A 21,875-nucleotide genomic window follows, 5' to 3' on the forward strand; every position below is an offset into this window, starting at 1 on the left:
CGCTGGCATCCGGACGAATCGCGTTAACAGGCATTTCGCTTAGAACCTGTATCGGCCGAATAACCGGAAAAATTCAACCCGTTTCCGCCCATTCGCCCCCGATTATCAATCAGGTGCAACGTGCCGCAGACTCCCCCCCGATATGGGAAAGGCCGGCCAGGGAAACCGGAGCTGTTCAGATGTCGATTCGGCCGCGCAGCTCTTCGATGGTTTCGTAAGAGAAGACCGGTCCCTTGCCGCAGCCTGGGCAAGTCCGGCAGACATCGTCCCAGTCCTTCGGTCGGCGAAGATTGGAGTTCCAAAAGGGAAACGACTTGCACTGTCGAGGGCGAATCGGGTAGATGCGGCATGACCGGAGCACGGGGTCCAGGAAGATGCAATCGCCGTTGGGGCGTTCAACGAGACTCCTCTCACGGTGCGTTTCCCGGGTGAACCGAGATAGGAACTCCGATGCGTCCATACCGAGGTATTGCGAGATTTGAGCGATTTCATCGTCGTTTACGTAGACGTACCCCGGCTGCCCCGAACAGCAGTAGCCGCATCCGGTGCAGGAGAATCGCAAGCCTTCGGAATACCATTTTTTCCGCGCAGCCATGGTTCACGGCCTCAGACAATTGCAGTCCATGCTGGTGGCTGTGGAAACCGAACATCCGCGTTCCGGAGACCGGTCCGCCCGCACGTCCTCCGTGATCCTGAGACGGCTTCACAAGATGAAGCGACTCACGTCCTCGTCCTTGATGATTTCCCCGAGCCTTGCTTGCACGAAGGCACGGTCGATGGTCACCTTGCCCGTCAGTTTATCGGGAACGTCGTAGCTGATTTCCTCGAGCAGGCGTTCCATGACCGTGTACAGCCGCCTGGCCCCGATGTTTTGCGTGGTCTGGTTGACGTAGAACGCCGACTCCGCCACGGCCTCGATCGCGCCCTCCGCGAAAGTCAGCTCAACTCCCTCCGTCGCAAGCAAGGCCTGGTACTGCTTGATGAGGGAGTTTTTCGGCTCCGTCAAGATGCGGAGGAAGTCCTCCTTGGTCAAGTCGTCCAATTCCACGCGAATCGGGAACCGTCCTTGCAACTCCGGCATCAAGTCGCTGGGTTTGGAGCGATGAAACGCGCCCGCCGCGATGAAGAGGATGTGATCGGTGCGGACTTGGCCGTAGCGGGTTTGGACGGTGGTACCCTCCACGACGGGCAGCAGGTCGCGCTGCACGCCCTCGCGCGAAACATCCGGGCCTTCCGCGCCGTGCGCCGCCGTAATCTTATCGATCTCATCGAGGAACACGATCCCGGCATTCTCGGCCAATTCCACGGCCAAGGAATGCACTTTGTCCTGATCGATCAGCGCCTCGGCCTCTTGGGAGGCGAGGATTTCCTTGGCCTGCGCCACGGTAACTTCGCGCCGTTGGGTGCTGCGCGATGAAAGCAGTTTTCCGAACATGGACTGCAAGTCCAAATCGAATTGCTCTCCCCCCGGTCCGCCGAAGAAGAACGGTGAATGCTTCTTTTCCACTTCGATTTCGACCACGCGGTCATCGAGAACTCCGTCGCGAAGCAGCTTCAGCATTCCGGCGCGAGCCTTCTCCCGACGTTGGCGGGGCGACGCGACATCGCCGTTTTCCGCGTCAGACTCGTCCGAATCGTCCGTTTGTTGCAACAGAATTTGCACCAGCCGCTTTTCCGCCCTGCGTTCGGCCTCCTCGCGGACCTTCTCCAGCTCCTGCGAACGGACCAAGAAAACGGCGTTTTCCACCAACTCGCGAATCATGGATTCCACGTCGCGCCCGACGTAGCCCACCTCGGTGAACTTCGTCGCCTCGACCTTGACGAAGGGGGCTCCGGTCAGTCGGGCCAGGCGACGAGCGATTTCGGTCTTGCCCACGCCGGTTGGCCCGACCATCAGAATGTTTTTGGGTGCCACTTCGCTCCTCATGTCGGGAGGAAGTTGCTGTCGCCGGTAACGATTGCGGATGGCAACCGCCACCGCCCGCTTGGCCGCGGACTGGCCCACGATGTATTTATCCAGCTCCGCAACGATTTGATGCGGCGTCAAGGGCGGCACGGAAGCTCCTCCACCTGAATCTGAGTATTGGTGTAGACGTCGATTTCGGCGGCGATCGTCAACGATTGCCGCACGATCTCCTTGGCGGACAGGGACGTATGGCGAAGCAGCGCCTTGGCTGCCGCCAACGCGTACGGTCCGCCGGAACCGATCCCCAGCACTCCGTCCGAGGGCTGCAACACGTCGCCCGTTCCCGAAATCAAGAGCGTGTGTTCGGCATCCACGGCGATCAACATCGCCTCCAATCGGCGCAACACGCGATCAGTTCGCCATTCCTTGGCCAATTGCACGGCTGCGCGCGGCAAGTTATTGGGATGTTCTTTCAGCTTCGCCTCGAAACGCTCCAAAAGTGAAAAGGCGTCGGCGGTCGCCCCGGCAAAGCCGGTGATGACCTTGCCATCGGCCAAACGACGAACTTTTGCGGCATCGGGCTTCACAATCGTATTGCCGAAGGTGACCTGTCCATCGGCGCCCAGCGCCACGGCGTCCTCAAGGCGAACGGTAAGAACCGTGGTTCTTCTCCATTCCATGGGATGATGCTCCTCGCGTAACCGATGCGTAAGGGCCAATGCACCGGCCTCGCCGGCGTTCGTTTTCGAAAGGGCCTGACCGCTTGTGCGCGCGTTTTTCGGCGGAAAACCCGGCAACGGCGTCACTGTTGCAAGTCGCGCTTGGCATCGGCCTGAATGCGGTCCCAGACTTCTTCCCATAAAGACTGTAGCCGGTCCGCCCGATCGGGGAGCTTTTCGATCAGGTTGTGCGATTCACCGCGATCCTCGCGAAGGTCGTACAGTTCCCACGGTTCATCCCGCGCTGCGACCAGCTTCCAGTCTCCCACGCGGATCGCACGGTTGCCCTCGTGCAACCACCAGAGGTATTCGTGGCTGACCGTACCGTCCCTTTCAAACAAGGGGACCAGGCTCTTGCCGGGCATGGGCGGACGGGCCGCCCCTTCCCATTCGTTCGGCGGTTCGATGCCGGCCAATTCCAGAACCGTGGGGACGACGTCGATGAAGTGGACGGGAGCACGCCGCAATTCACCCGCGGCCGAGATTCCGCGCGGCCAATGCGCGATCAAGGGCGTCGCAATACCACCCTCGTGAACCCAGGTCTTGTGTCGTCGGAAAGGCGTGTTCGATGCGCTCGACCATCCCGGCCCTAAACAAAGAAAGGTCTTGCCGCTACCCGGCGGTGCGTTGGGATCATGGCCGTCGCCACGTACCATGATCTCAGCGCTGGCCCCGTTGTCGGACGCAAAGAGGATCAGCGTATCCTCCCAAGCCCCCATGTCCTGCAATTGTGCCAAGACTCGGCCGATGTTCTGATCCATGCGGTCGACCATGGCCGCGTGAACGGCCATTTTGGCCGCCTGGAATGCCTGCTGCTCCAACGTCAACTCATCCCAGGGAAGGGGCTTGGCGATCTCTCCCGGTCCCAACTTCTCGAAAGCGTCGGGGAAGAAATACGGCGGTCCCACTTGCAATTCCATGGCGGGCGGAGGGTTCGCGACCAGCCCCAATGCCAACAACCGCTGTCCCCGCGCGTCTTGAATGCGATTCCAACCCTGTTTATAGGCATCACGGTACCGGGCGATGACGTCCTCCGGCGCCTGGAGCGGGAAATGGGGTGAGGTGAAACACAAATAGAGGAAAAACGGCCGTTCGGCGTAGTCCCGACGGTGCTCTTGCAGCATTTCCACCGCATGCCGCGCAATCGCATCGGTCACGTAAAAGCCGTCGGTCTCACCCGGCTGCGGCAGCGGTTTCCCGTCCAGGTCGTGCCGCTTGGGCGCAAAAAAACGATCGTGATCGTCCAGTTTGTAGCTATGATCGAAACCGCAAAGCAGAGGCTGCCTGTCGATATGCCATTTGCCGGAATGATAGTTGCGGTAATCCTTGCTTCGCAGCAGCTCCGGCAACAACGCCGCCCACGCCGGGCGAACGCCTTGGCCGCCCGATTTGGGCACCCCGGGAACCGTATCCCGCCGAACCTGCTGAGCATAATATCCCGTCATGATGGCCGCTCGGGACGGCCAACATCGTCCCGAGTTGTAGCACTGCGTGAATCTCAGGCCGTGCTCGGCCAAGCGGTCCAAGTTGGGCGTTTGGATTTCCCCGCCATAGCAGCCCAGATCCGAGTAGCCCATGTCATCGGCGAGAATGACGACCACGTTGGGCGGTCGACTGCTCGCCGCGGCAAACGCCGGCCCGATCGCCAAGACAACCATCATCGCTAGCCCCAACCCGACGACGATGCCGGGCGTCAGGCAAACGCGACGTTGAGGCTTTGGAAGCCGTTGCTCGGTCTTCATGAAGAAAACCTCCTTTTTTGAGACCGGCCGGGAACGCGCCGATTTGTTCAACAAAAAACCGACGGCACTCGCGGCGAAGCTCTCGAACACGGATCATTCCCAGCCGTTTTCATGCGCCGGCGGTCGAAATCGCCTCCAGCGGTCCGGCGGCCACGGACGCGTGACATGACAGCGGGTAGCGTTGAATCAGACGATTCACGTCTTCCAGCGTTACCGCCTCCAGTAATCTAAGCTTTTCCTGCACGCTTTGGTAGGACTGAAAGAGCAGCCACCTCAACCCCAAGCTGAACAAACGATTCCGCGGGCGCTCGCCGGCCAACACCGTTCGCGTGAAGATCTTCCGTTTGGCGCGTTGCAGTTCTTCCTCGGTAATGCCGTCACTCTCCAACCGGCAGATCAAATTCCGCAAGCGCGTCAGATTGTCGGAAAACAATTCCTCGGCGCAGCTCAGTACCAGCGTGAACACGCCGGCATCCTCGTGCTCGGAAAAAACCAGCGAAGCCGATTCGGCCAGCCCGGAATCCACGAACTCCCAAAACAACCGGCTCCCCGAGTCATCTCCGACGACCGCCGCCAGTAGGTGAGCCGCGAACCGGTCCTCACTGTATCCGGACGGTCCTTCCGACAATTGGATCAAGTACTCATGCGTCGCCGACGGCTTGGGAGCAAGATGAAAACCGTAGGCCGGTTCCAGCGGATGCAGCATGCGATCCACATCCCAAGGCTCCCATGCGCCGCAAAAGGCCTCCGCTTGCCGCACCAGGGCGTCGAAGTCGACGCGCCCGGCGGCCGCCAGCACCATGTTGTTGGGCGCGTAGCGCCCCTGGTGGTACGCCCGCATTCGCTCAACACCGATCGCCCCTACGCTCGCTGGGGAACCGAGCACGCTGCGGCCCAGCGGATGGCCGGCGAAGAATTTCGCGCGGCACAAGTCGTCGGCACCGAAAGGCGGCTCATCGAGATACATGTGGATTTCTTCCAAAATGACCTGCTTTTCGCGGTCGAATTCACCCGGCGGAAACACGGGGCGCATCAATTCCGCGAGCAGACGGCAGGCAGCCTCCTGAAACTCCGGCAAGACCGCGGCGAAATACACCGTGGCGTCTTCGCCGGTGAAGGCGTTGTAAGCCGCCCCGATGCGATCAAACGCCAGGTTGACCTCTTCCGCCGTCATCGTCGGGGTGCCCTTAAACGCCATGTGCTCCAAAAAATGGCTGACGCCCGCAAGCTCGGGCGGTTCGTCGCGCGAACCCGCGCGGACGAAAAAGCCGATGCCGAGCGTGTAGGCGTCCGGATAGCACTCGGCGATCAGTTGCAAACCGTTAGGCAGCGTGTGCTTCAAGCACGTCACGCGGCACCTCCAAAGGCTGCGGTCCGACCGTTACGATCGTAAAGGACCGGGGGGGATTCTCTTGCAGGAACCGATTGAGGGCGTCCGTCGTCAAACCGCGAATGCGCCGGTCGATCTCCGTCAAGGAGCGCGTTCGACCCAGCAAATGCCAATCCGTTACCACGGCGGCACTCCGCGCTGCGGTCGATTCCTGATGCATTACCAAGCCGGTTCGATACTGCGACTTGAGGCGATCCAACTCCTCCTCCAGCACGCCGTCCTTCAGGCGAATCAACTCACGGATCAGGACGTTCAGCGTTTCCTGAGCCCGTTCCGCCGTCGTTCCGGAGTAACACAGAACGGCTCCCATTCGGGGACGTACGCGGTGTGACGCATGGATGCTGTAGCAAAGGCCTCTTTTGTCGCGGATTTCCGTGAACAATCGCGCGCTCATTCCACCGCTCAAGATTCCGACCGCGCCGACGGCCTCGAAATACTGCGGGTGATCATAAGCGACGCTGGGGTAAGCCAACGCGATGTGTGTTTGCTGAGAGGGATAATGGATGTGCGCGACCATGGCCGTTTGCGGCTTCTCGGCCACGGGGGGAGCCTCTCGGCTCGGCCAATCGGTGAGTAAATCGCCCACCTGACCGCGAAGCCGGTCCCAATCGAATTTCCCCGCGACTCCCAGGATCGTACCGTTGGGCCGAAAGTGCCGCTCGTAATGGTCGCGCACTTCCGCCCAAGTTATGGCGCGAACATGGTCCGCCTCACCCTCGTTCGGGCGGTTGAAGGGAATGGGGAAAAAACGCCTGCGCAGCTCCCGCCGCGCCAAATCCGCCGGGTCGTCCTCGACGGAAAGAATGTCCTGCAACAGGCCCTGGCGGGCATTCTCCAACTCGTCTTGGGGTAGTCGCGCGCGGCAAAGAACGTCGGCAAAGATTGCCAATGCCTGCGGAAGAACGTCGGCCGCGCAAGCACCGCTGAAGCGGATATGGAACGCGCTGATGGATTCACTCCACTCTACTCCCAGCGATTCCAGTTCGCTGATGAAGCGGCGATTGTCCCGGTCCCCGGCTCCCCGCAGGCACATTTCGCATGTGACCGAGGCCAAGCCGGAACGGTCGTCGGGATCCCAACCGCTGCCGGCGGGCACGGCGATCGTAAACGCCGCCGACTCCACCCAGGGCATCGGCTCACCCAGCAGGATCAATCCGTTCGGATAGCGTTGAACCAAAGTGTTGTGATTAGCGGAAGAAATCACCGAACTCCTTCTCCGGAATGATTCCGAAATGACGGCTTAAGTTGATGCACGGTGACGGATCGCCGCTTTGACGTACCATGGGGCCCGAGGGACCGAACTTTCAGAATACGCCCCGCTTGCGGGTCTGTAAACGGGCGGCAAACCTCGCAACGGGGGCGACGCGCCGATGCTTTCGCGAGACTCGCGATGTGGTCGTCTCGAGACCTTGTTCGTTGTTGCAGGGAGGCTCGCGAAGTCTTAGAATCCTCTTGTTCGATAGCGATCTCAGCGATCTCCTTCACGGACCGCGACCCGGCCGATGCGGGCTTGCGGCTCGCGATTCCACGAATACGATGCGGCCGATGAGTGCCTCTTGCCTTGTTCCCTAATTTGTGAGTGCAAAGAGCAAGCCCCGTTCGGGGTGCGGAGCTGAAGCGATGAGAGCCTCGTTCTTAGCGGTATGCGGACTTCTTCTATCCCTCCCAGTCTTCGCTGCTCTTTTTGGCGGGGCGATCGTGGCGGACCACCCCACCCCCACATCTCCGACGAGAACGGGGGCTTATCCAAGGGTCGACAGACCGGCGGAATCCGTGGACCCGACTCGCGCGGCAATCTTCGCACCCTCGGAGCCCGCGGAGGAAGAAGATCTGCGTCAGGCGGTAGAGGAAGACTGGACCCGTCAAGAGAAATGGCGTGGACGATCCGCCGACAGTCGCGAGGCCTTAGAGGCGGCCATCAAACGGGGGCAAGATTTGATCAACGTGATGCATCATCAGGCTCTTTTGCGGGGGTCCGATTACCGCGCCGTGTTGGAGCAATGGCAGTCCATCTTGGAGACGGTCGATAGGGACGCAAGTCCGGAAAAGCGGCTGGACGAGTATTTCAAGATCCGCTGGTTCCTCCGCCGGGTCGCGTTGGCCAATCCGCTGATTCAGGGCCGCCCTGTGGTGTTCATCAAGACGCGGCGATTCCTCTGCCAAATGCTCCACGAGTACGTCGGCTATTTCTATAATGCCGCGGATCTGACGGGAGAAGGGGTCTTTCTATTGCCCCGTCCCGGCCGATCGCTGGAAACAGTCTTTCTAACGAAAGACAAACTCCCTCGCGGCACCTACCAGACGCTGGCCTTGTCCTACGACGGGAATACAGCCTATTTTGCCTTTGCCCCCATCGCCGAAGGCGACCGAAAACGCCGCCTCGCTCCCGATTGGAGCGTACTGACGGCGGGGCCGATGCCCCCGGAATTCGACTTTTTCGGTCCTGGGCGGACCGTCTTCAAACTCTACGCTTTGGATTTGACTACCGGTTCTTTACGGCAACTTACGGAAGGCGGAGAAGATGATACCAATCCTTGTCCTCTCCCCAACGGCGACCTGATTTTCGTTTCCTCCCGGCGCGGAGGTTTCTGCCGCTGCAACAACCCCTGGGAGCCGATACCCACCTATACTTTGCATCGTTTGTCCGGGAACTCCGGCGAGGTGAGGACCGTCTCTTTCCACGAAACCAACGAATGGCATCCTTCCGTTCTCTGGGATGGGCGGGTCATCTATTCCCGGTGGGACTACGTGGATCGCTCGGCCGCCCATTTTCACGGCCTGTGGACAACCAATCCCGACGGGACCAATCCACGGTCTTTGTTCGGGAATTACACCATGAATATCAGTGCCTGCTATCAACCCCGAGCCGTGCCCGGATCGCACAAGATCGCCTTCATCGCCGGGGCGCACCACGCGGTGGTGGGCGGATCCTTGGTACTTCTCGATCCGAACAAAGTCGAACTCGATCCCGCGACGGGCGAAGACCGTTTCGGCTGCTTGGAGGTACTGACGCCCGAAATCGCCTTTCCCGAGGCCCCGGATCAATGGTCGCCGGGGCATGTCGTCGGTCCCTGGCCGTTGTCGGAGGATTATTACTTGATCGGCTTCGGCTACGAACCGGTCCCCGGCATGGGATCCGGCGTCCGGCGCGAATCGGGCCCCGGCATTTATTACTTCGACCGGTTCGGAAACCTGGAGCTTTTGTATCGCGAGCCGGGTGTGGCTTGCCTCGATCCAATCCCGGTTGCTCCCCGCGCCGTACCCGCCCCACTGGAGGACTCCAAGCAGGAGGAGCTGGGAGATGAGTCCGAATTGATTGTTTACGACGTACGACGCAGTCTCTATCCGCTGCCGCCGGATCGACCGATCAGGGAGCTGAGAGTCTTTCAGCTATTGCCGAAGGCCACCCATCCGGTCAATGATCCACGGATCGGCCACGCCAGCGCGGAGAACGTGCGAGCATATCTCGGGTCCGTGCCGGTCGAGGCGGACGGTTCCGCTTATTTTCGGGTGCCTGCCGAACGCCCCCTCTATTTTCAAATTGTGGACGAACGCGGACACGCCGTGCAGGGGATGCGATCGGCAACGTATCTCCATAAAGGCGAACGGCGCGCGTGCATTGGATGCCATGAGCCTCCCGGCAGTTCCGTGCCGCTTCGGGAATCGCTTGCCGTAAGAAGACCGCCCTCCCGATTGGAACCCGGTCCGGACGGCACCAACCCCTTCAGTTTTGTGCGATTAGTTCAGCCCATCTTGGAACGGCACTGCGCGTCGTGCCACGGCGAGCAGGCGGATCGCAGTTCCATGCCGCCGCTGTTGACGTCCCAAGTTGCCGCCCCGTTTACCGTTGCCTACCAGAACCTTCGTCCCTATCTCCGTTGGTACGAATGGGGCGGATCCAGTATCAGCCAGATCGTCACTCAGCCGGGTCGGATGGGCGCCGACGAGAGCCTCTTGTGGAGCGTCTTCGCCGACGAAAACCACCGCCAAGCAGTTCGCCTCTCGGATTCCGACCGACGCCGCCTCGCCCTCTGGATGGACGCCAATGTACCCTTTTACGGGACCTACGATCGTGAGGGTCAGCAGCGCCAACTGGCGGGTGAGAGCGTACCTCCGCCGTCGCTGCACTAGGCTTGGCTATCAGGCAGGCCAAGCGACCGGACCGGCGAACTCTTAAGCCCAGGCTCCGAGCCCCGCTCAAGCTCCATGTGGAGCGGAGGGCTTTCGAATTCTGAGGCACCGGTACGCGGCCGAAGACCGGCCTTCGCGAGAATGCTAAGAACGAGACCTGCCGCACCCTTGAAAAGCTACTCGAGCCAAGATCTTGTTCGTCGCCGCGATACTCCGAGCCTGATCCGGAAGTGAGTTGACGTTCGCGGATGGGCCGGATTCATCCCGTGGACGACGTTTGCCCAAAGGCCCAAAGGCGGCAAATCCCTCTCTTGAACGCTCATTGCAGAGCAGGTAAGATGAGGTTTTATGCCCGGCATGTGGATTTCGGCCTGGACCGGCGGCCGTCCCACGCGGCGGCATCGCTGTGGTAAACGCCGGAGAGGCTTCCGTCGGCTTAGGGATTTGCGAACGGCAAGGGAATCGCCGCCGTCCATTTGCCCATTGGCCGTCATTGTTGATTTTCCCCGGTAGCTCAGTAGGTAGAGCGAGCGGCTGTTAACCGCTAGGTCCCAGGTTCGAGCCCTGGCCGGGGAGCCTCTTGATTTTCCGCGAAACTGCCCGACCCGCAAGTTGACGCCCGCGCCCCGGATGGAGGGTTCGCGGGCGTTTCGCTTTAATCGCCATTTCTGCAAGGATTTGCGTCGCTTCGCACGCCGGCCGTGGACTCTCGGTTTCGAGAGAGACTATTCGGGGGTCGATGTCAACCCTACAGGGTTGCCATCGCAGCCCGAACCTTCGGCCTCGAACTCTCGGACTCTCTGGTCAACAGGCTGGTCGGGTTAACAGCCCAGCTCGCCCAATGGGGCCGGCCGTTAGTCGTCAGCATCAGGCGATAACCACTTGCGGGCCGTCATTTGCTCCTCGGCGAGGCACCAGTCCCGCAAATCATCCCACAGGGGTCTTCCCCGCTCCTCCCAGAGCCGATAGGCCAATCTCTGCGTGCGATGGAACAGCTCTTACTTGGGAAGCGCCGTAAGCACAACGTACCGGAATGTCCACTCCCCAACCTGAAGCTCTTTCGTCGTCGGTGTGAGCCCTTTTGGGTCAGGTACGTCTGGACGGTTGTACGCCCAAGCCATCACGTCGCGGATCGATGTAAAGCACCCCTGCTGGAGGTACTCCCTCAGCGAAGGCCAATCCACCGCGCAGATCGGGTCTGGCGCACATGTGGGGTCGGGAAAGTCGACGGGTATCGGCAGCGGCCATCGTAGGAGAATCAGGCCAAAGACGGCCGGCCTTCTCTGGAACCGCCATTGAAACCTCCGAGCCAACACGCTCGGATTACTTCGAAAGCTGCTGACGTATTCAAGGACTCGTTTCTTCCATTTCTCCATCTCCTCCATGTCGTGGCTAACATCGGCGGGACCAAACGGAGGCGTCGCGTGCTTGACATCGACGACGAGGACAGTCTGGTCGGCTTCGGAGAACAGGACCAAATCGGGGGTAATCTTCCGACCGTCCGGCAGACGAAAAGAGGACTTAGTCGCCATCTGGAGGGTGTTGGAAACCGCGGCACGGATTTCCCTGGCGATTGATTTCACTTCGGCAGCCTCGACCTCGTTGATCAACTTAGCATAGGCTGCCCTGCCTTGCATGTCCTTGTTGAGCGCTCCAATGTAAATGCGCGGCAGGTCGAGAAGGAGAAGCATTCTGGGCAGATAGAAGAGCTGTCCATCCGGCGAGCTCACGAACGGCTGCTGGGCCAACGTGACATGAGGATGCGTGGGATCGAACGTGAGCACTGCAAGGATCGCTTCAACACTGTCCTCGCGAACTCCCGACAGAATTGCTAGCCAGTGGATCATCTCATTTCGCTGTCGAGCCACAACATGCGGGTCCAACACGAAGCCGCACACGGGCTCATCGTCGCTGGCATCCTCGAGCTTGGTCACAAAAACCGAGTGGACATACAGGGTGGCCAGCACGCGGCGCAGCTCTTCTACCGTGCATCCCTTGAGACTGGTTGCAGCATTGACTTCCGGTAGGCACGTGTTTTCCATCCAAGATACGGCTAGGTCAATCGCCCCGCTCGCACGGATGGTTGCGTCGTCGAAGCGTAAGGGTTGACCGGAGAACCTCGCAGACTCACACCACGTTTCCGCAAGCTTAGCGAGCTGCGCGTCTGGACGAGCGGCGGCGCACCGTTCGTCGTCTGCCTTCTTGGCCTCAATCTGTGTGACAAAGAACCGAGGATTCACATCCCGCTGGGGTAGGAACGTGATCACCTTCTTCCGTTCGTCAACCTCGGCTTTTACTTGACCACGCGAGTAGGCGGAGTAATGGTTCCAAATCGAGTCGTACCGCACCCCCCACCCCAGGAGTTCGTGGGCGTCGCGGGCAAGCACATTCGGGGCAGCCCTAGGAACGACAATACGCGAAGGGCCGCATTCCCTGATCCAGCGCAGACAGTGCGCCAACCCCCGGAGTCCTTCGTTTGCCGTTTGTAGCTTCACATCGTCACTCGGTGCTCGAATCCTGCCCGTCCGAAGATCGCGAAGAATCTGGCCATAGCAACGGAAGAGGGCCTCGATGGCATCATTCTTATTTCGGTAAAGGAGCGCGCATTGCCGATGCTGCTGATCGAGAAGCTCTCGCTCAATTCGGCGAACGATCTCGTCGTCTCTGTCTGCACCCATGCGGATGCTCCTACTTCCCGCCAACGATAATGTTTCACCGACCCAAACACGCGCTCACTCAACGGCAACGAAGTCCATGAGGCGCCGGTACGAAAGTAGTCCTCCTCAGCACATTCTACCGACACCTCAAGCCGCCGTCCGGTAGGTTAACAGCATAGGGCCGCGCGACCGGCCTTTCCGCGAATATTGCCACTCTGGGGCCGTCACCCCCTGGTAACGGCCCCTTCCGGCGTCATCTTCTTCGGGACTGCCACCATGTTCGACTGCGCCCACCGTGCGCGCCTCTCGCCCGAGCGACGACTGAGCGAGATCGCGACCATCCTCGCCGCCGGGCTGCTGCGGCTCGACCAGCGGGCTGCCCGGCCCGCCGGCACACCGCTGCAAGGCCTGAATGTCGCCCTTACGAACGTCGTCGCATGGGACATTCCTGCCGCCGAAAATCCACCGAGAGAGCCGTCCGAGGGACTTGAGCTTTCCGACGAAACCGTGCTCAGTGTGCGTGTCGGTGAGGCAATCCGAGACTCGTACAAGGAGCCGAGAACATGCATCTGAACGTCGAGAAGGAGTTGGCCGCGTTGCGGCGCATGTCGGTGGGCGAGCTGCGCTTGCGCTACGCCGAGGTGTTCGGCGAGGCCACGCGTTGCCGCAACCGCCGGTACCTGGTGCGCAAGATTGCCTGGAAGCTCCAGGCCCTGGCCGAAGGCGACCTGAGCGAGCGCGCTCGCCGCCGGGCGGAGGAATTGGCTCAGGGCACGGAACTTCGGGTCATGCCGCCCAAGGCCCGTCCATCGCCCCAGGTGGGCGAGGTTGCGCCGGCCGGCCCGCCATCCGTCGATCACCGGCTGCCGCCGCCCGGCACCGCCATCCTGCGTCGATACAAAGGCCGGGTGCTTCAGGTCGTGGTCCTGGCGGACGGCTTCGAGTTCGAGGGTCGGCGTTACCCGTCGCTCTCGGCCGTGGCCAAGGCGGTCACCGGCAGCCACATCAACGGCTATCGGTTCTTTCGTTTGGAGGGCAAGGGGTGAGCCGCAGAAAACCCGCAGCCCAGCCGGCAAAGCCGAAAATTCGCTGCGCCGTCTATACCCGCAAGTCCACCGAGGAGGGCCTAGACCAGGAGTTCAACTCGCTGGATGCCCAGCGGGAGGCGGCCGAGGCGTTCGTCCGCAGCCAGGCTGGGGAAGGTTGGACCTTGGTGCCCGACCGCTACGACGACGGCGGCTACTCGGGCGGCAGCATCGACCGGCCGGCCCTGCGGCGTCTCTTGGCCGACATCGAGGCGGGGAGGGTCGATTGCGTGGTCGTGTACAAAGTGGACCGGCTGAGCCGGAGCCTGTTGGACTTCGCCCGCCTGATGGAAACCTTCGAGCGGAAGGGGGTGTCGTTCGTCTCCGTCACGCAGCAGTTCAACACCGGGACGTCGATGGGCCGGCTGATCCTGAACGTGCTTCTGTCGTTCGCCCAGTTCGAGCGGGAGATCATCGGCGAGCGCATCCGCGACAAGATCGCCGCCACGCGGCGGAAGGGGAGATGGACCGGCGGGCGGCCCATCCTCGGCTACGATGTGGACCGCTCCCAGGGTCGTGTCCGCCTGGTGGTCAACGCCCAGGAGGCGGCCCGAGTCCGGGAAATCTTCCGGCTCTACTTGTCGCTCGGCTCCCTCTTGCCGGTGGTGGAAGAACTGGACCGCCGCGGCTGGCGGAACAAGGCGTGGAAGATCCGCCGGGGCGAGGTGAAAGGCGGCCGGCCGTTCGACAAGGGCTCGCTGTACGCGCTGCTCACCAATCCGCTGTACGTCGGCAAGATCAAGTACAAGGCGGAATTGCACCGGGGTGAACATGAGCCGATCGTCGATGTCGAGCTTTTCCGGCAGGTCCAGACCACGCTGCGGCACAACGGCCACTCAGGCGGCGTGGCGGTGCGGAACCGACACGGGGCCTTGCTCCGGGGCTTGCTCTACTGCAAGGCCTGTGGCCGGGCGATGACCCATACATTCACCTGCAAAGGGCAGCGGCGATATCGCTACTACGCCTGCACGCGGGCCATCCAGAACGGCCGCAAGGCGTGCCCTTCCCCGTCATTGCCCGCCGGGGAAATCGAGCGGATCGTGATCGACGAGATTCGGGCCATCGCCAGCGATCGCACTATGCGCGCCGAGGTGCTCCGGCAGGCCCAAGAGCAGTGCGAGGCCGAGCGGGCGGAACTCGTCACCGAAGAGCGCGGGCTACGGCGCGAACTGGGCCGGCACCATGCGGAGCTCCGACGGCTGGCCGGGGATGGAGCGGCGCCGGCTACCAACCGGATGGCGGAACTTCACGACCGCATTGCCCAATGTGAAACACGGCACCGGGAGGTCCAGCGTCAGCTCCAAGAGCACGAGCAAAACCGGCCGACTGCCGCCGACATCGACCCCGCGCTGGCCGACTTCGACGGCGTTTGGAACGCCCTGAGCCCGCGCGAGCAGGGGCAACTGGTGGCCTTGCTGGTAGCCCGAGTCGAGTTCGACGCCGCCCAAAGCACGGTAGCAGTCTCGTTTCATCCGACGGCGATCAAGGCCTTGGCCCGCACGGCCCGCCAATGGGACATGCTGCCGCACGACCTGCAATCCAAGAGCACCGTCTACGGCTAGTTCGCCCAGTGGCGGAAGGACGGCACGTGGCAGCGGATGATGGAGGTGCTTGCGGCGCAGGTGCACGTGAGCGAGGGTCCGGAGTCGCGGCCGAGCGCCGGCTCGATCGACAGCCAGACCGTCCAAACGATGAAGCGGAGCGGCCCGCGCGGCTACGACGGCAGGAAGAAGTTCAACGGGCGGAAACGTCACGTTTTCGTGAATGTGCAGGGGCCGTTGCTAGCGGTGCTCGTCAGCAGCGCCACAGCTTCTTCGCCTTCCTGACCACTGCTGTCGAAGCACATCTCGCCCCCCAACCCGCCCCCTCATTACTCCCCAAGGTGTGAACGGTTGCGGCCCTGGTATGGGAGGGCATGCAAAGGACGCTGCGCCGTTTGCCGCAAGCTACCTTCATCCTGGAGCTCCACCTCCAGCGCGACCCGCCGCAGTCTGTCAACCTGCTTCACCAGATCGAACGCACCGGCTATTTTCTCCGCGCCATCAACTACGAGGGAGAGGTTGTGCCGGCCGAAGCGGCGACGATCTTTGGCCAGCCGCAAGAGCACTGGACTCTGTGGCTGCAGCGGTAGAAACTCACGACGAGTTACCGTCGAGCGACGAAGACCTGCACCTCACCAAACGATGACCGCGCAGTGCGTAGCCGCTATCACGAAGTCGCTTCTCCCACCCCAGTCGAGTTCCGATGCTGGCTCCATCAGCGAGTAATCCATGTTGCTCTTCTTGCTGCGACAGGCGGGCGAACTTCGCGTAGAGCGGATGTTCCGGGTGAAGGAAGGTTTCTTTCCGATGAAGGATTGGTGGATTGGTGCCTTGGGCGTAGTCGTAGCACTCGATCTGCCTTGTTCTAAGATTCAGCTTCACGCAACGCAACAACGCCGGGTGCGGGTCATCCTCAAAGTCGGGATACACGAGGTACGAGAGCTTGCCCGTCCGGCGGTGAATCTTGATGATGTTTGCCCCCTCGACCTCACCGAGGTACGCACGGCCGCACCCCTCGTAGATGCGGAGGAGCGGTTGCAGACGGTTCAGCGTATCGCGATGCACGTAGAGATCGTCCGGCAGCAGCTTGCCCACCGCGGACTGCTTGCAGGCCCCGTCGATGGCCGTTGGGTCCCCGGCCTGAAACAGCAGCGCGTCGGCCTCGGCGCAGGCTTTGGCATAGGTGCCGAAGAACGCCTTCATGTCGCGCTGAAGGGTCAGTGGCAGCATGGAAAGGGCTAGCCGCTTGTGGAACCGACTCAGGGCAAGATAGACCAGAAGATCCTCGCGCCGCCGTTTAGCGATGGCCTCCCACGTCTTTGCACCCGTGATACGCTGGATCGCGGCAAAGGCTCGTTTCAGGGAGCCGAAGCGTTCGGTAATGGTGGGAGTGTGAGGAAACTCGATCGGGTCTGGCAGGCGGCCTAGCGCGGCGATGACCTCCATCAACGGTTCGAGAGCCTGTCGAGTTTCCTCCAGGCCCGACTCGGCGATACGCCGGCGAGGCAAAATCTCTCGACGTCGGAAGCGGCTGGCGAGAAACTGCTGCTTTCGGGCCTCGTCCTTGAACAAGTAAAAGGTGCCGATCCCGGCGGGGATGGCCTCGACTTGTAGCTGCGCTTCCAGATAGGATTTCAGCTCGGTCTGGTCGTAGAATTTCTGGAACGTTCCACGGCCGGTCAGCACGCCGTCCCCGAACGCGATCGGCTCCTTGCCTCGACCCGTAATCAACACCTGCGCCGACACGGCCAGCAGCTGACGACACAGCTCCCACGCACGCCGCAGGGTCGCCGCTCGCTCCTCAGGATTCTCGATGACGTTGATAACGTAGCCGAGGTTGACGATGTCCGCTTCCTGCCGCCGGGCGTCCGGTTGGTAAGCCGGGTCCCAACCGCCGCACGTAATTCCTTCCGCTGTCAAAAGTTCGATGTCCTCCCCGCGCCCACAGCCGTAGTCGAAGAAGGTCACGCCCTTGTCGATCAAGCCGTCGCGCAGGAGGCACTTGACCGGGCGGGAGAAATCCCCCCGCCGGATCGCCGTTTTGTGGCGGTGAATGGCGGTGCTTTCCATACCCTCGTCTCCCCGCCGCCTGGCCGCCAGATCCTTCTTTTAGAATAAGATACAGCAGGACAGTGCTGGTTGCCACACGCGCTTCGACAGATCGACGTGACGCGACCGGAAGGTGCTTTAAAAGTCAAGAGTAATCGGGTAGACTTGAGCGCCGACAGTGTTGTCCCGACTGACTATGCCGCCACTAACAGACAGGAGTGTGGATGGGCGCGACCGCCGTGCAGTATTCCTTCTCCGGGCACGAGACGTTCCCGTTTCGGTACCCGTGGCTGAAGAAGGGCTTTGATGCAGTCCGAGATGATCCCGGCGTCTTTCTGCGCGACGACGCAATCACCACCCTCGGCGTCGGCAAGAACATGGTCCGGTCCATTCGCCATTGGTGCTTGACGGCAGGGGTGCTTGCGGAAAGCCGGGATGGCAGTAGCGCCCTGCGGCAAACGGACCTCGGTAAGCTTCTGCTGGCCGACGACGGGCTGGACCCCTACCTCGAAGACCCGGCAACTCTCTGGTTGCTGCACTGGCAGATCGCGTCGAACCGGGCGCGGGCGACAACCTGGTTTTGGACCTTCAGCCACTTCCACGAGCCCGAGTTCACCCGCGAGACGCTCAGCTCGGCGCTTTACAGGTGGACGCAGACGCTCCCCGGAAAGCAGGTCGCGGAGAGCTCCGTGAAGCGGGACGTGGAAGTATTCCTCCGCACCTACGTCCCGTCTCGCCAGAGCCGCCGCAACATGCTCGAGGATTCGCTCGACTGCCCACTTGTCGAACTCGGACTCATCATCCAGCCCGGTGGCGGGCAGGCGTACCAGTTCCGCCGCGGCGCCCAGCGTGAGCTGCCGGACGGCATCCTCCTCTACGCCGTGCTCTGCTTTTGGGAGGCATTCGCCCCGACCACGGAGACGCTTGCCCTGCATGACCTCGCGCGCCAGCCGGGTAGTCCCGGTCGCCTGTTCAAAATTGACGAGTCGTCGCTTGTCGAGCGGATGGAGGGCGTCGAGAAGCCGACCGAGGGATGGCTATCCTACGCTGAGACGGCAGGACTCCGGCAACTGTACCGCCGGAAGAAGCTCGACCCGAAAGAGGTCCTGGTCGGGGCCTACGCCGTAGGAGGGCGACGGCGATGAGCGACTCCCCCACCCTCGACAAGCTGGTTGTCGTCCGCCCCCGCTTCGCCCGGTCGGTTTCCCTCGTCCGCGACGCCCACCGCCACGACGCCATCGACGGCTACATCCTTACCCCGACGGGCCGCGACGTGCTTCGCCGCCTGGCCGATGCACTCTGCGGGGATTCCTCCACGCGAGCATGGTCGCTGACCGGCCCCTACGGGTCAGGTAAATCGGCCTTTGCCTTGTTCGCCGCGCAGCTCCTGACCGGTGAGGAGCCGATCCGGCAGAGGGCGCGGAAGTTCCTGGCATCCGCGGACGTGGAGCTATCGGAACGCCTTTTCGGGCCGGGCGGACCGCTGCCTAGGAACGCGGGGCGCCTCTGCCCGGTGCTCGTGACCGGCTCACGCCAGCCGCTCGAAAAGGCTCTGGCGGCGAGCTTGGCCGCCTCCCTGCGTGCCGTGGCCAAGCGCGGCAGGCCTCATCAGATTGTCGAGCGCCTGGAGTGGCTGGCCAGGCTGGATGCTCCTTCCGGCACCGCCGTGGTCGGCCTCTTCGAGGAGGCGAACAATTACCTTGAGCGGTTCGGCAACGACGCCTCGGGCATCCTGTTGATCGTGGATGAGTTGGGGAAGTTCCTTGAGTACGGGGCCAGCAACCCGCAGCAGGGCGATGTGTTCGTCCTACAGGAGCTGGCCGAGTTTGCCACGCGCTGTAAGCGGCCGTTTCTGTTCCTGACCATCCTGCATCAGGCCCTTGACCGCTACGCCGATCATATGAGCCCGGGGCGGCGAGCGGAGTGGGCGAAAGTGCAAGGACGCTTCGAGGACGTGGCCTTCGAGGAGCGCACCGAGCAGATGTTGCGGCTGCTGGCCCACGCCATCCGGCAGGAGGGCGAGGATACCGACCTGAAGCCGCTCCGGCGGCAGGCGAAGGCCCTCGCCCAGGAAGTTGTTGCCCTCGGGGTGCGGTCCGGCTCGATACCGCCCACTGAACTGCAGGATTGCCTGACCGCCTGCTACCCGCTTCATCCGCAGACCGCGATCATCCTCGGGCCGCTGTTCCGGCACCTCGCCCAGAACGAGCGGTCCCTGTTCGCGTTCCTGGCATCGTCGGAGCCGTTCGGGTTTCAGGAGTTTCTCCGCGAAACCACGCTGAAAGGTGGCGCGTACCGGCTCGATCACCTGTACGACTACGTCATGGCCTCGCTCGGTCCTAGCCTCTTCGCACAGCACCGGGGGAAGCTGTGGGCCGAGGTGCTGTCGGCGCTCGACCGTCTGCACGATGCGTCCGAGTTGGAGGTTCGACTCGCCAAGACCATCGGCCTACTGCAGGCGCTCGGTGCCGCTTCCGGCATCCCCGCCTCCGGCGGCGCACTAAAGGCAGCTTTGAGGGGCACTGCGACCGACGCAGAGATCGACGAGGCCATTCAATCCCTGTCCCGCCGATCCGTCGTCGTGTTCCGCCGCCACACCGCGAGCTACGCCCTGTGGGAAGGCAGCGACGTAGACATCGACGACCGGCTGCAAGCCGCCCGGGGGGCCGTCGAGCGCGATCAGAACCTCGCCGCATTCTTGACTCGGCAGGCCCCGCCCCAGCCGCTGATCGCCCGCCGCCATTACTTCCAAACGGGGACGCTCCGGTACTTCGAGACGTGCTACGCCGACCGCGGCGGTTTGCAGGCCGACTTGTTCCACGGCGCCCTCTCCGCCGACCTAGGCGATGCCGATGGCCGGGTTGTGTACTGCCTGCCGCGCGACGCCGCCGACCGGGAGACCATGCGGGGCATCATCGAGTCCCCCGGCGAGCTGCCCGTCATCGTCGCCCTGCCCCAGGACGTCTTCGACCTGCGGGAACTGTGCCACGAGCTGTTGTGCCTGCGCTGGGTGATGGACCATACGCCGGAATTGGAGTCCGACCGGACGGCCCGCCGTGAGTTGCACGCCCGGCTGGCCATTGCGGAACAGAATCTGCGCTCCCATCTGGAGTGGGTGTTCTCACCAGCGAACAGGTGCTGTTCGTGGTACTATCGCGGCCAAGTCGTCACCCTGTCGTCGCAGCGGCAGCTCAACGACCTGCTTTCGCGCGTCTGCGACGAGGTGTACAGTGCCACGCCCCATTGGCGGAACGAGCTTATCAACCGCCGTTCCCTCTCGTCGTCGGCAGCAGCGGCCCGGCGCAACTTGATCGATGCCATGTTCGAGCGCGCCGATCAGGACGGACTCGGCTTCGAGGGCAACCCGCCCGAGCGAAGCATGTACGAGACGTTGCTAGAAGCGTCCCGACTCCACCGCAAACAGGGCGGCGTGTTCGGCTTTTATCCGCCCGACTCCAAAGCCGAGCCTGCCGTGCGGGAGCTTTGGAAAGCGATTGACGGATTCCTGCACGAGACCGAGGGCGGTCGGAGATCTGTCGAGGGAATGTTTGAGTTGCTGCGGCGACCGCCGTTCGGATTGAAGGACGGCGTATTGCCCGTGCTGCTCGGGGTGGTGCTCGTCCACGGCCATTCACAGGTGGCCCTTTACGAGGAGGGCTCGTTCGTTCCTCGGCCGAACGCGGCGGTGTTCGAGCGCCTGTTCCGCTCACCCGAAAAGTTCGAGCTGCAGCGTTTCCGCATCGCAGGCCCCCGAGCCAAGGTGTTCCAGCAGTACGCGGCCATGCTCACCCGCACGGATGGGGGAGATCCTGATCTCCTCGGCATCGTCCGCCCTCTTGTGCGAGTTGTTAAAGAAATGCCCGATTACGTCGGCAAGACTCGGCAGATCAGCGAGGCAGCGCAACGTGTTCTCCGGGCCGTCAGAGAAGCCCGTCAACCTGACCGGCTACTCTTTAATGACTTGCCGACGGCATGTGGCTTCCCGCCGTTCGAGGCGTCTGGCGAGATTGATTCCGGGCTGGTGAGCGCCTACTTCGGGCAGCTACGATCCGCATTTGCCGAGTTGCAGAGGGCTTATCCCCACCTGCTCGCGGAAATCGGGCGCCTCATCTTGGAGGTATTCGGGCAGGAAGGTCAGTTCCCGAAGGCACGGCGGCAGATCGAGCATGATGCCCGGCTGGTGCTCAACGTGGCGGTGGACGCCAAGCTGAAAGCGTTCTTGGTGCGGGTTGCGGACAGCTCGACCGAGGACACGACCTGGCTGGAGTCAATCGCCACGCTGCTTGCGGGCAAGCCGCCGACCCACTGGGACGATCAGGACCGAGCGCGGTTCGAGGTACAGCTGGCGGGGATGGCGCGGACCTTCAACCATTACCGTGTGCTCGCCTTCGAGATGGGCAGGGCCGGGGCGGCATTACTTGACGGTGATCCCCGCATGCTGCGTGTCAGCGTCACCGTCCCGGACGCTGGGGAGTTGGAGCGCGTGGTGCAAGTTCCCGCCCCACTTCAGGAGCGGGCGGACAGGGCTAAGGAGCAGCTGCTACAGGTGCTGAGGCAAGAAGAACTACTGGACAAGAAAGACGTGGGCGTGGCGATTCTGGCCGAACTCGTGCGGCAGCTGCTCGCCGAGGAGCGGCTGAGCGCCTGAAATCCAC

17 protein-coding genes and 1 tRNA gene are annotated in these 21,875 nt (G+C 62.3%); 9 read left to right on the forward strand and 9 right to left on the reverse strand.

The window, feature by feature from the left end; translation table 11 throughout:
* Positions 1-175 precede the first annotated feature (175 nt).
* The 6 genes from ACZ5B4_RS04900 to ACZ5B4_RS04925 form a co-directional block, all read right to left on the reverse strand.
* The gene (locus tag ACZ5B4_RS04900; protein ID WP_464913316.1) at positions 176-595 is read right to left on the reverse strand and encodes a YkgJ family cysteine cluster protein; all 420 of its coding nucleotides are present in this window, start codon (positions 593-595) and stop codon (positions 176-178) included.
* A 108-nt stretch (positions 596-703) separates the two neighbouring features.
* Entirely contained in the window at positions 704-2,056 is a 1,353-nt protein-coding gene (hslU, locus tag ACZ5B4_RS04905) for an ATP-dependent protease ATPase subunit HslU (protein WP_464913317.1), read from the reverse strand.
* The gene (gene hslV, locus ACZ5B4_RS04910) at positions 2,044-2,586 is read right to left on the reverse strand and encodes an ATP-dependent protease subunit HslV (protein ID WP_464913318.1); all 543 of its coding nucleotides are present in this window, start codon (positions 2,584-2,586) and stop codon (positions 2,044-2,046) included. Before hslV ends, hslU begins: the two co-directional genes overlap by 13 nt.
* 122 nt (positions 2,587-2,708) lie before the next feature.
* On the reverse strand, positions 2,709-4,367 hold the full coding sequence (locus tag ACZ5B4_RS04915) for an arylsulfatase (protein WP_464913319.1): 1,659 nt from the start codon (positions 4,365-4,367) through the stop codon (positions 2,709-2,711).
* 109 nt (positions 4,368-4,476) lie between these two features.
* Positions 4,477-5,718, reverse strand: coding sequence for a M16 family metallopeptidase (locus tag ACZ5B4_RS04920; RefSeq protein ID WP_464913320.1), 1,242 nt, complete (start codon positions 5,716-5,718; stop codon positions 4,477-4,479).
* Positions 5,690-6,961, reverse strand: coding sequence for a M16 family metallopeptidase (locus tag ACZ5B4_RS04925; RefSeq protein WP_464913321.1), 1,272 nt, complete (start codon positions 6,959-6,961; stop codon positions 5,690-5,692). Before ACZ5B4_RS04925 ends, ACZ5B4_RS04920 begins: the two co-directional genes overlap by 29 nt.
* A gap of 569 nt (positions 6,962-7,530) precedes the next feature.
* Between ACZ5B4_RS04925 and ACZ5B4_RS04930 the strand changes: the two genes are divergently transcribed.
* Together ACZ5B4_RS04930 and ACZ5B4_RS04935 are read left to right on the forward strand one after the other, a co-directional pair.
* A complete protein-coding gene (locus ACZ5B4_RS04930; protein ID WP_464913322.1) occupies positions 7,531-9,888 on the forward strand; it encodes an HzsA-related protein in 2,358 nt (785 codons plus the stop codon).
* 503 nt (positions 9,889-10,391) lie between these two features.
* A tRNA-Asn gene (locus tag ACZ5B4_RS04935) sits at positions 10,392-10,464 on the forward strand.
* 278 nt (positions 10,465-10,742) lie between these two features.
* Here the strand turns inward: ACZ5B4_RS04935 and ACZ5B4_RS04940 are convergent.
* Both ACZ5B4_RS04940 and ACZ5B4_RS04945 read right to left on the reverse strand, forming a co-directional pair.
* Positions 10,743-10,862 carry a DUF2934 domain-containing protein gene (locus tag ACZ5B4_RS04940; protein ID WP_464913323.1) on the reverse strand — a complete coding sequence of 40 codons (120 nt, stop codon included), beginning with the start codon at positions 10,860-10,862 and terminating at the stop codon, positions 10,743-10,745.
* A 24-nt stretch (positions 10,863-10,886) separates the two neighbouring features.
* Positions 10,887-12,566, reverse strand: coding sequence for a hypothetical protein (locus ACZ5B4_RS04945; protein WP_464913324.1), 1,680 nt, complete (start codon positions 12,564-12,566; stop codon positions 10,887-10,889).
* A gap of 255 nt (positions 12,567-12,821) precedes the next feature.
* Here ACZ5B4_RS04945 and ACZ5B4_RS04950 point away from each other — a divergent pair, with 255 nt between their 5' ends.
* From ACZ5B4_RS04950 to ACZ5B4_RS04970, 5 genes are all read left to right on the forward strand, one after another.
* On the forward strand, positions 12,822-13,118 hold the full coding sequence (locus ACZ5B4_RS04950; RefSeq protein ID WP_464913325.1) for a hypothetical protein: 297 nt from the start codon (positions 12,822-12,824) through the stop codon (positions 13,116-13,118).
* A complete protein-coding gene (locus tag ACZ5B4_RS04955) occupies positions 13,109-13,591 on the forward strand; it encodes a DUF2924 domain-containing protein (RefSeq protein ID WP_464913326.1) in 483 nt (160 codons plus the stop codon). Before ACZ5B4_RS04950 ends, ACZ5B4_RS04955 begins: the two co-directional genes overlap by 10 nt.
* Positions 13,588-15,192, forward strand: coding sequence for a recombinase family protein (locus ACZ5B4_RS04960; RefSeq protein ID WP_464913327.1), 1,605 nt, complete (start codon positions 13,588-13,590; stop codon positions 15,190-15,192). The genes ACZ5B4_RS04955 and ACZ5B4_RS04960 overlap by 4 nt, the downstream gene beginning before the upstream one ends.
* Positions 15,193-15,228: 36 nt before the next feature.
* Positions 15,229-15,456, forward strand: coding sequence for a transposase (locus tag ACZ5B4_RS04965; RefSeq protein WP_464913328.1), 228 nt, complete (start codon positions 15,229-15,231; stop codon positions 15,454-15,456).
* 89 nt (positions 15,457-15,545) lie between these two features.
* Complete coding sequence (locus ACZ5B4_RS04970) at positions 15,546-15,761, forward strand: hypothetical protein (RefSeq protein ID WP_464913329.1); 216 nt, start codon at positions 15,546-15,548, stop codon at positions 15,759-15,761.
* 4 nt (positions 15,762-15,765) lie between these two features.
* Here the strand turns inward: ACZ5B4_RS04970 and ACZ5B4_RS04975 are convergent, their stop codons facing one another.
* Complete coding sequence (locus ACZ5B4_RS04975) at positions 15,766-17,241, reverse strand: DNA phosphorothioation-associated putative methyltransferase (RefSeq protein ID WP_464913330.1); 1,476 nt, start codon at positions 17,239-17,241, stop codon at positions 15,766-15,768.
* Between the two features lie 203 nt (positions 17,242-17,444).
* Here ACZ5B4_RS04975 and ACZ5B4_RS04980 point away from each other — a divergent pair, with 203 nt between their 5' ends.
* Entirely contained in the window at positions 17,445-18,365 is a 921-nt protein-coding gene (locus ACZ5B4_RS04980) for a DUF4007 family protein (RefSeq protein WP_464913331.1), read from the forward strand.
* Positions 18,362-21,868 (forward strand): hypothetical protein, encoded by a 3,507-nt coding sequence (locus ACZ5B4_RS04985; protein ID WP_464913332.1) that lies wholly within the window; start codon positions 18,362-18,364, stop codon positions 21,866-21,868. The genes ACZ5B4_RS04980 and ACZ5B4_RS04985 overlap by 4 nt, the downstream gene beginning before the upstream one ends.
* Positions 21,869-21,875 lie beyond the last annotated feature (7 nt).

The organism is Thermogutta hypogea, from assembly GCF_055386265.1.

Excerpts from the sequence above, each read along its gene's own strand:
- ACZ5B4_RS04900 (WP_464913316.1), bottom strand. The coding sequence starts at position 595 with ATGGCTGCGCGGAAAAAATGGTATTCCGAAGGCTTGCGATTCTCCTGC.
- hslV (WP_464913318.1), bottom strand. The coding sequence starts at position 2,586 with ATGGAATGGAGAAGAACCACGGTTCTTACCGTTCGCCTTGAGGACGCC.
- ACZ5B4_RS04915 (WP_464913319.1), bottom strand. The coding sequence starts at position 4,367 with ATGAAGACCGAGCAACGGCTTCCAAAGCCTCAACGTCGCGTTTGCCTG.
- ACZ5B4_RS04945 (WP_464913324.1), bottom strand. The coding sequence starts at position 12,566 with ATGGGTGCAGACAGAGACGACGAGATCGTTCGCCGAATTGAGCGAGAG.
- ACZ5B4_RS04950 (WP_464913325.1), top strand. The coding sequence starts at position 12,822 with ATGTTCGACTGCGCCCACCGTGCGCGCCTCTCGCCCGAGCGACGACTG.
- ACZ5B4_RS04955 (WP_464913326.1), top strand. The coding sequence starts at position 13,109 with ATGCATCTGAACGTCGAGAAGGAGTTGGCCGCGTTGCGGCGCATGTCG.
- ACZ5B4_RS04965 (WP_464913328.1), top strand. The coding sequence starts at position 15,229 with ATGATGGAGGTGCTTGCGGCGCAGGTGCACGTGAGCGAGGGTCCGGAG.
- ACZ5B4_RS04970 (WP_464913329.1), top strand. The coding sequence starts at position 15,546 with ATGCAAAGGACGCTGCGCCGTTTGCCGCAAGCTACCTTCATCCTGGAG.
- ACZ5B4_RS04975 (WP_464913330.1), bottom strand. The coding sequence starts at position 17,241 with ATGGAAAGCACCGCCATTCACCGCCACAAAACGGCGATCCGGCGGGGG.
- ACZ5B4_RS04980 (WP_464913331.1), top strand. The coding sequence starts at position 17,445 with ATGGGCGCGACCGCCGTGCAGTATTCCTTCTCCGGGCACGAGACGTTC.
- ACZ5B4_RS04985 (WP_464913332.1), top strand. The coding sequence starts at position 18,362 with ATGAGCGACTCCCCCACCCTCGACAAGCTGGTTGTCGTCCGCCCCCGC.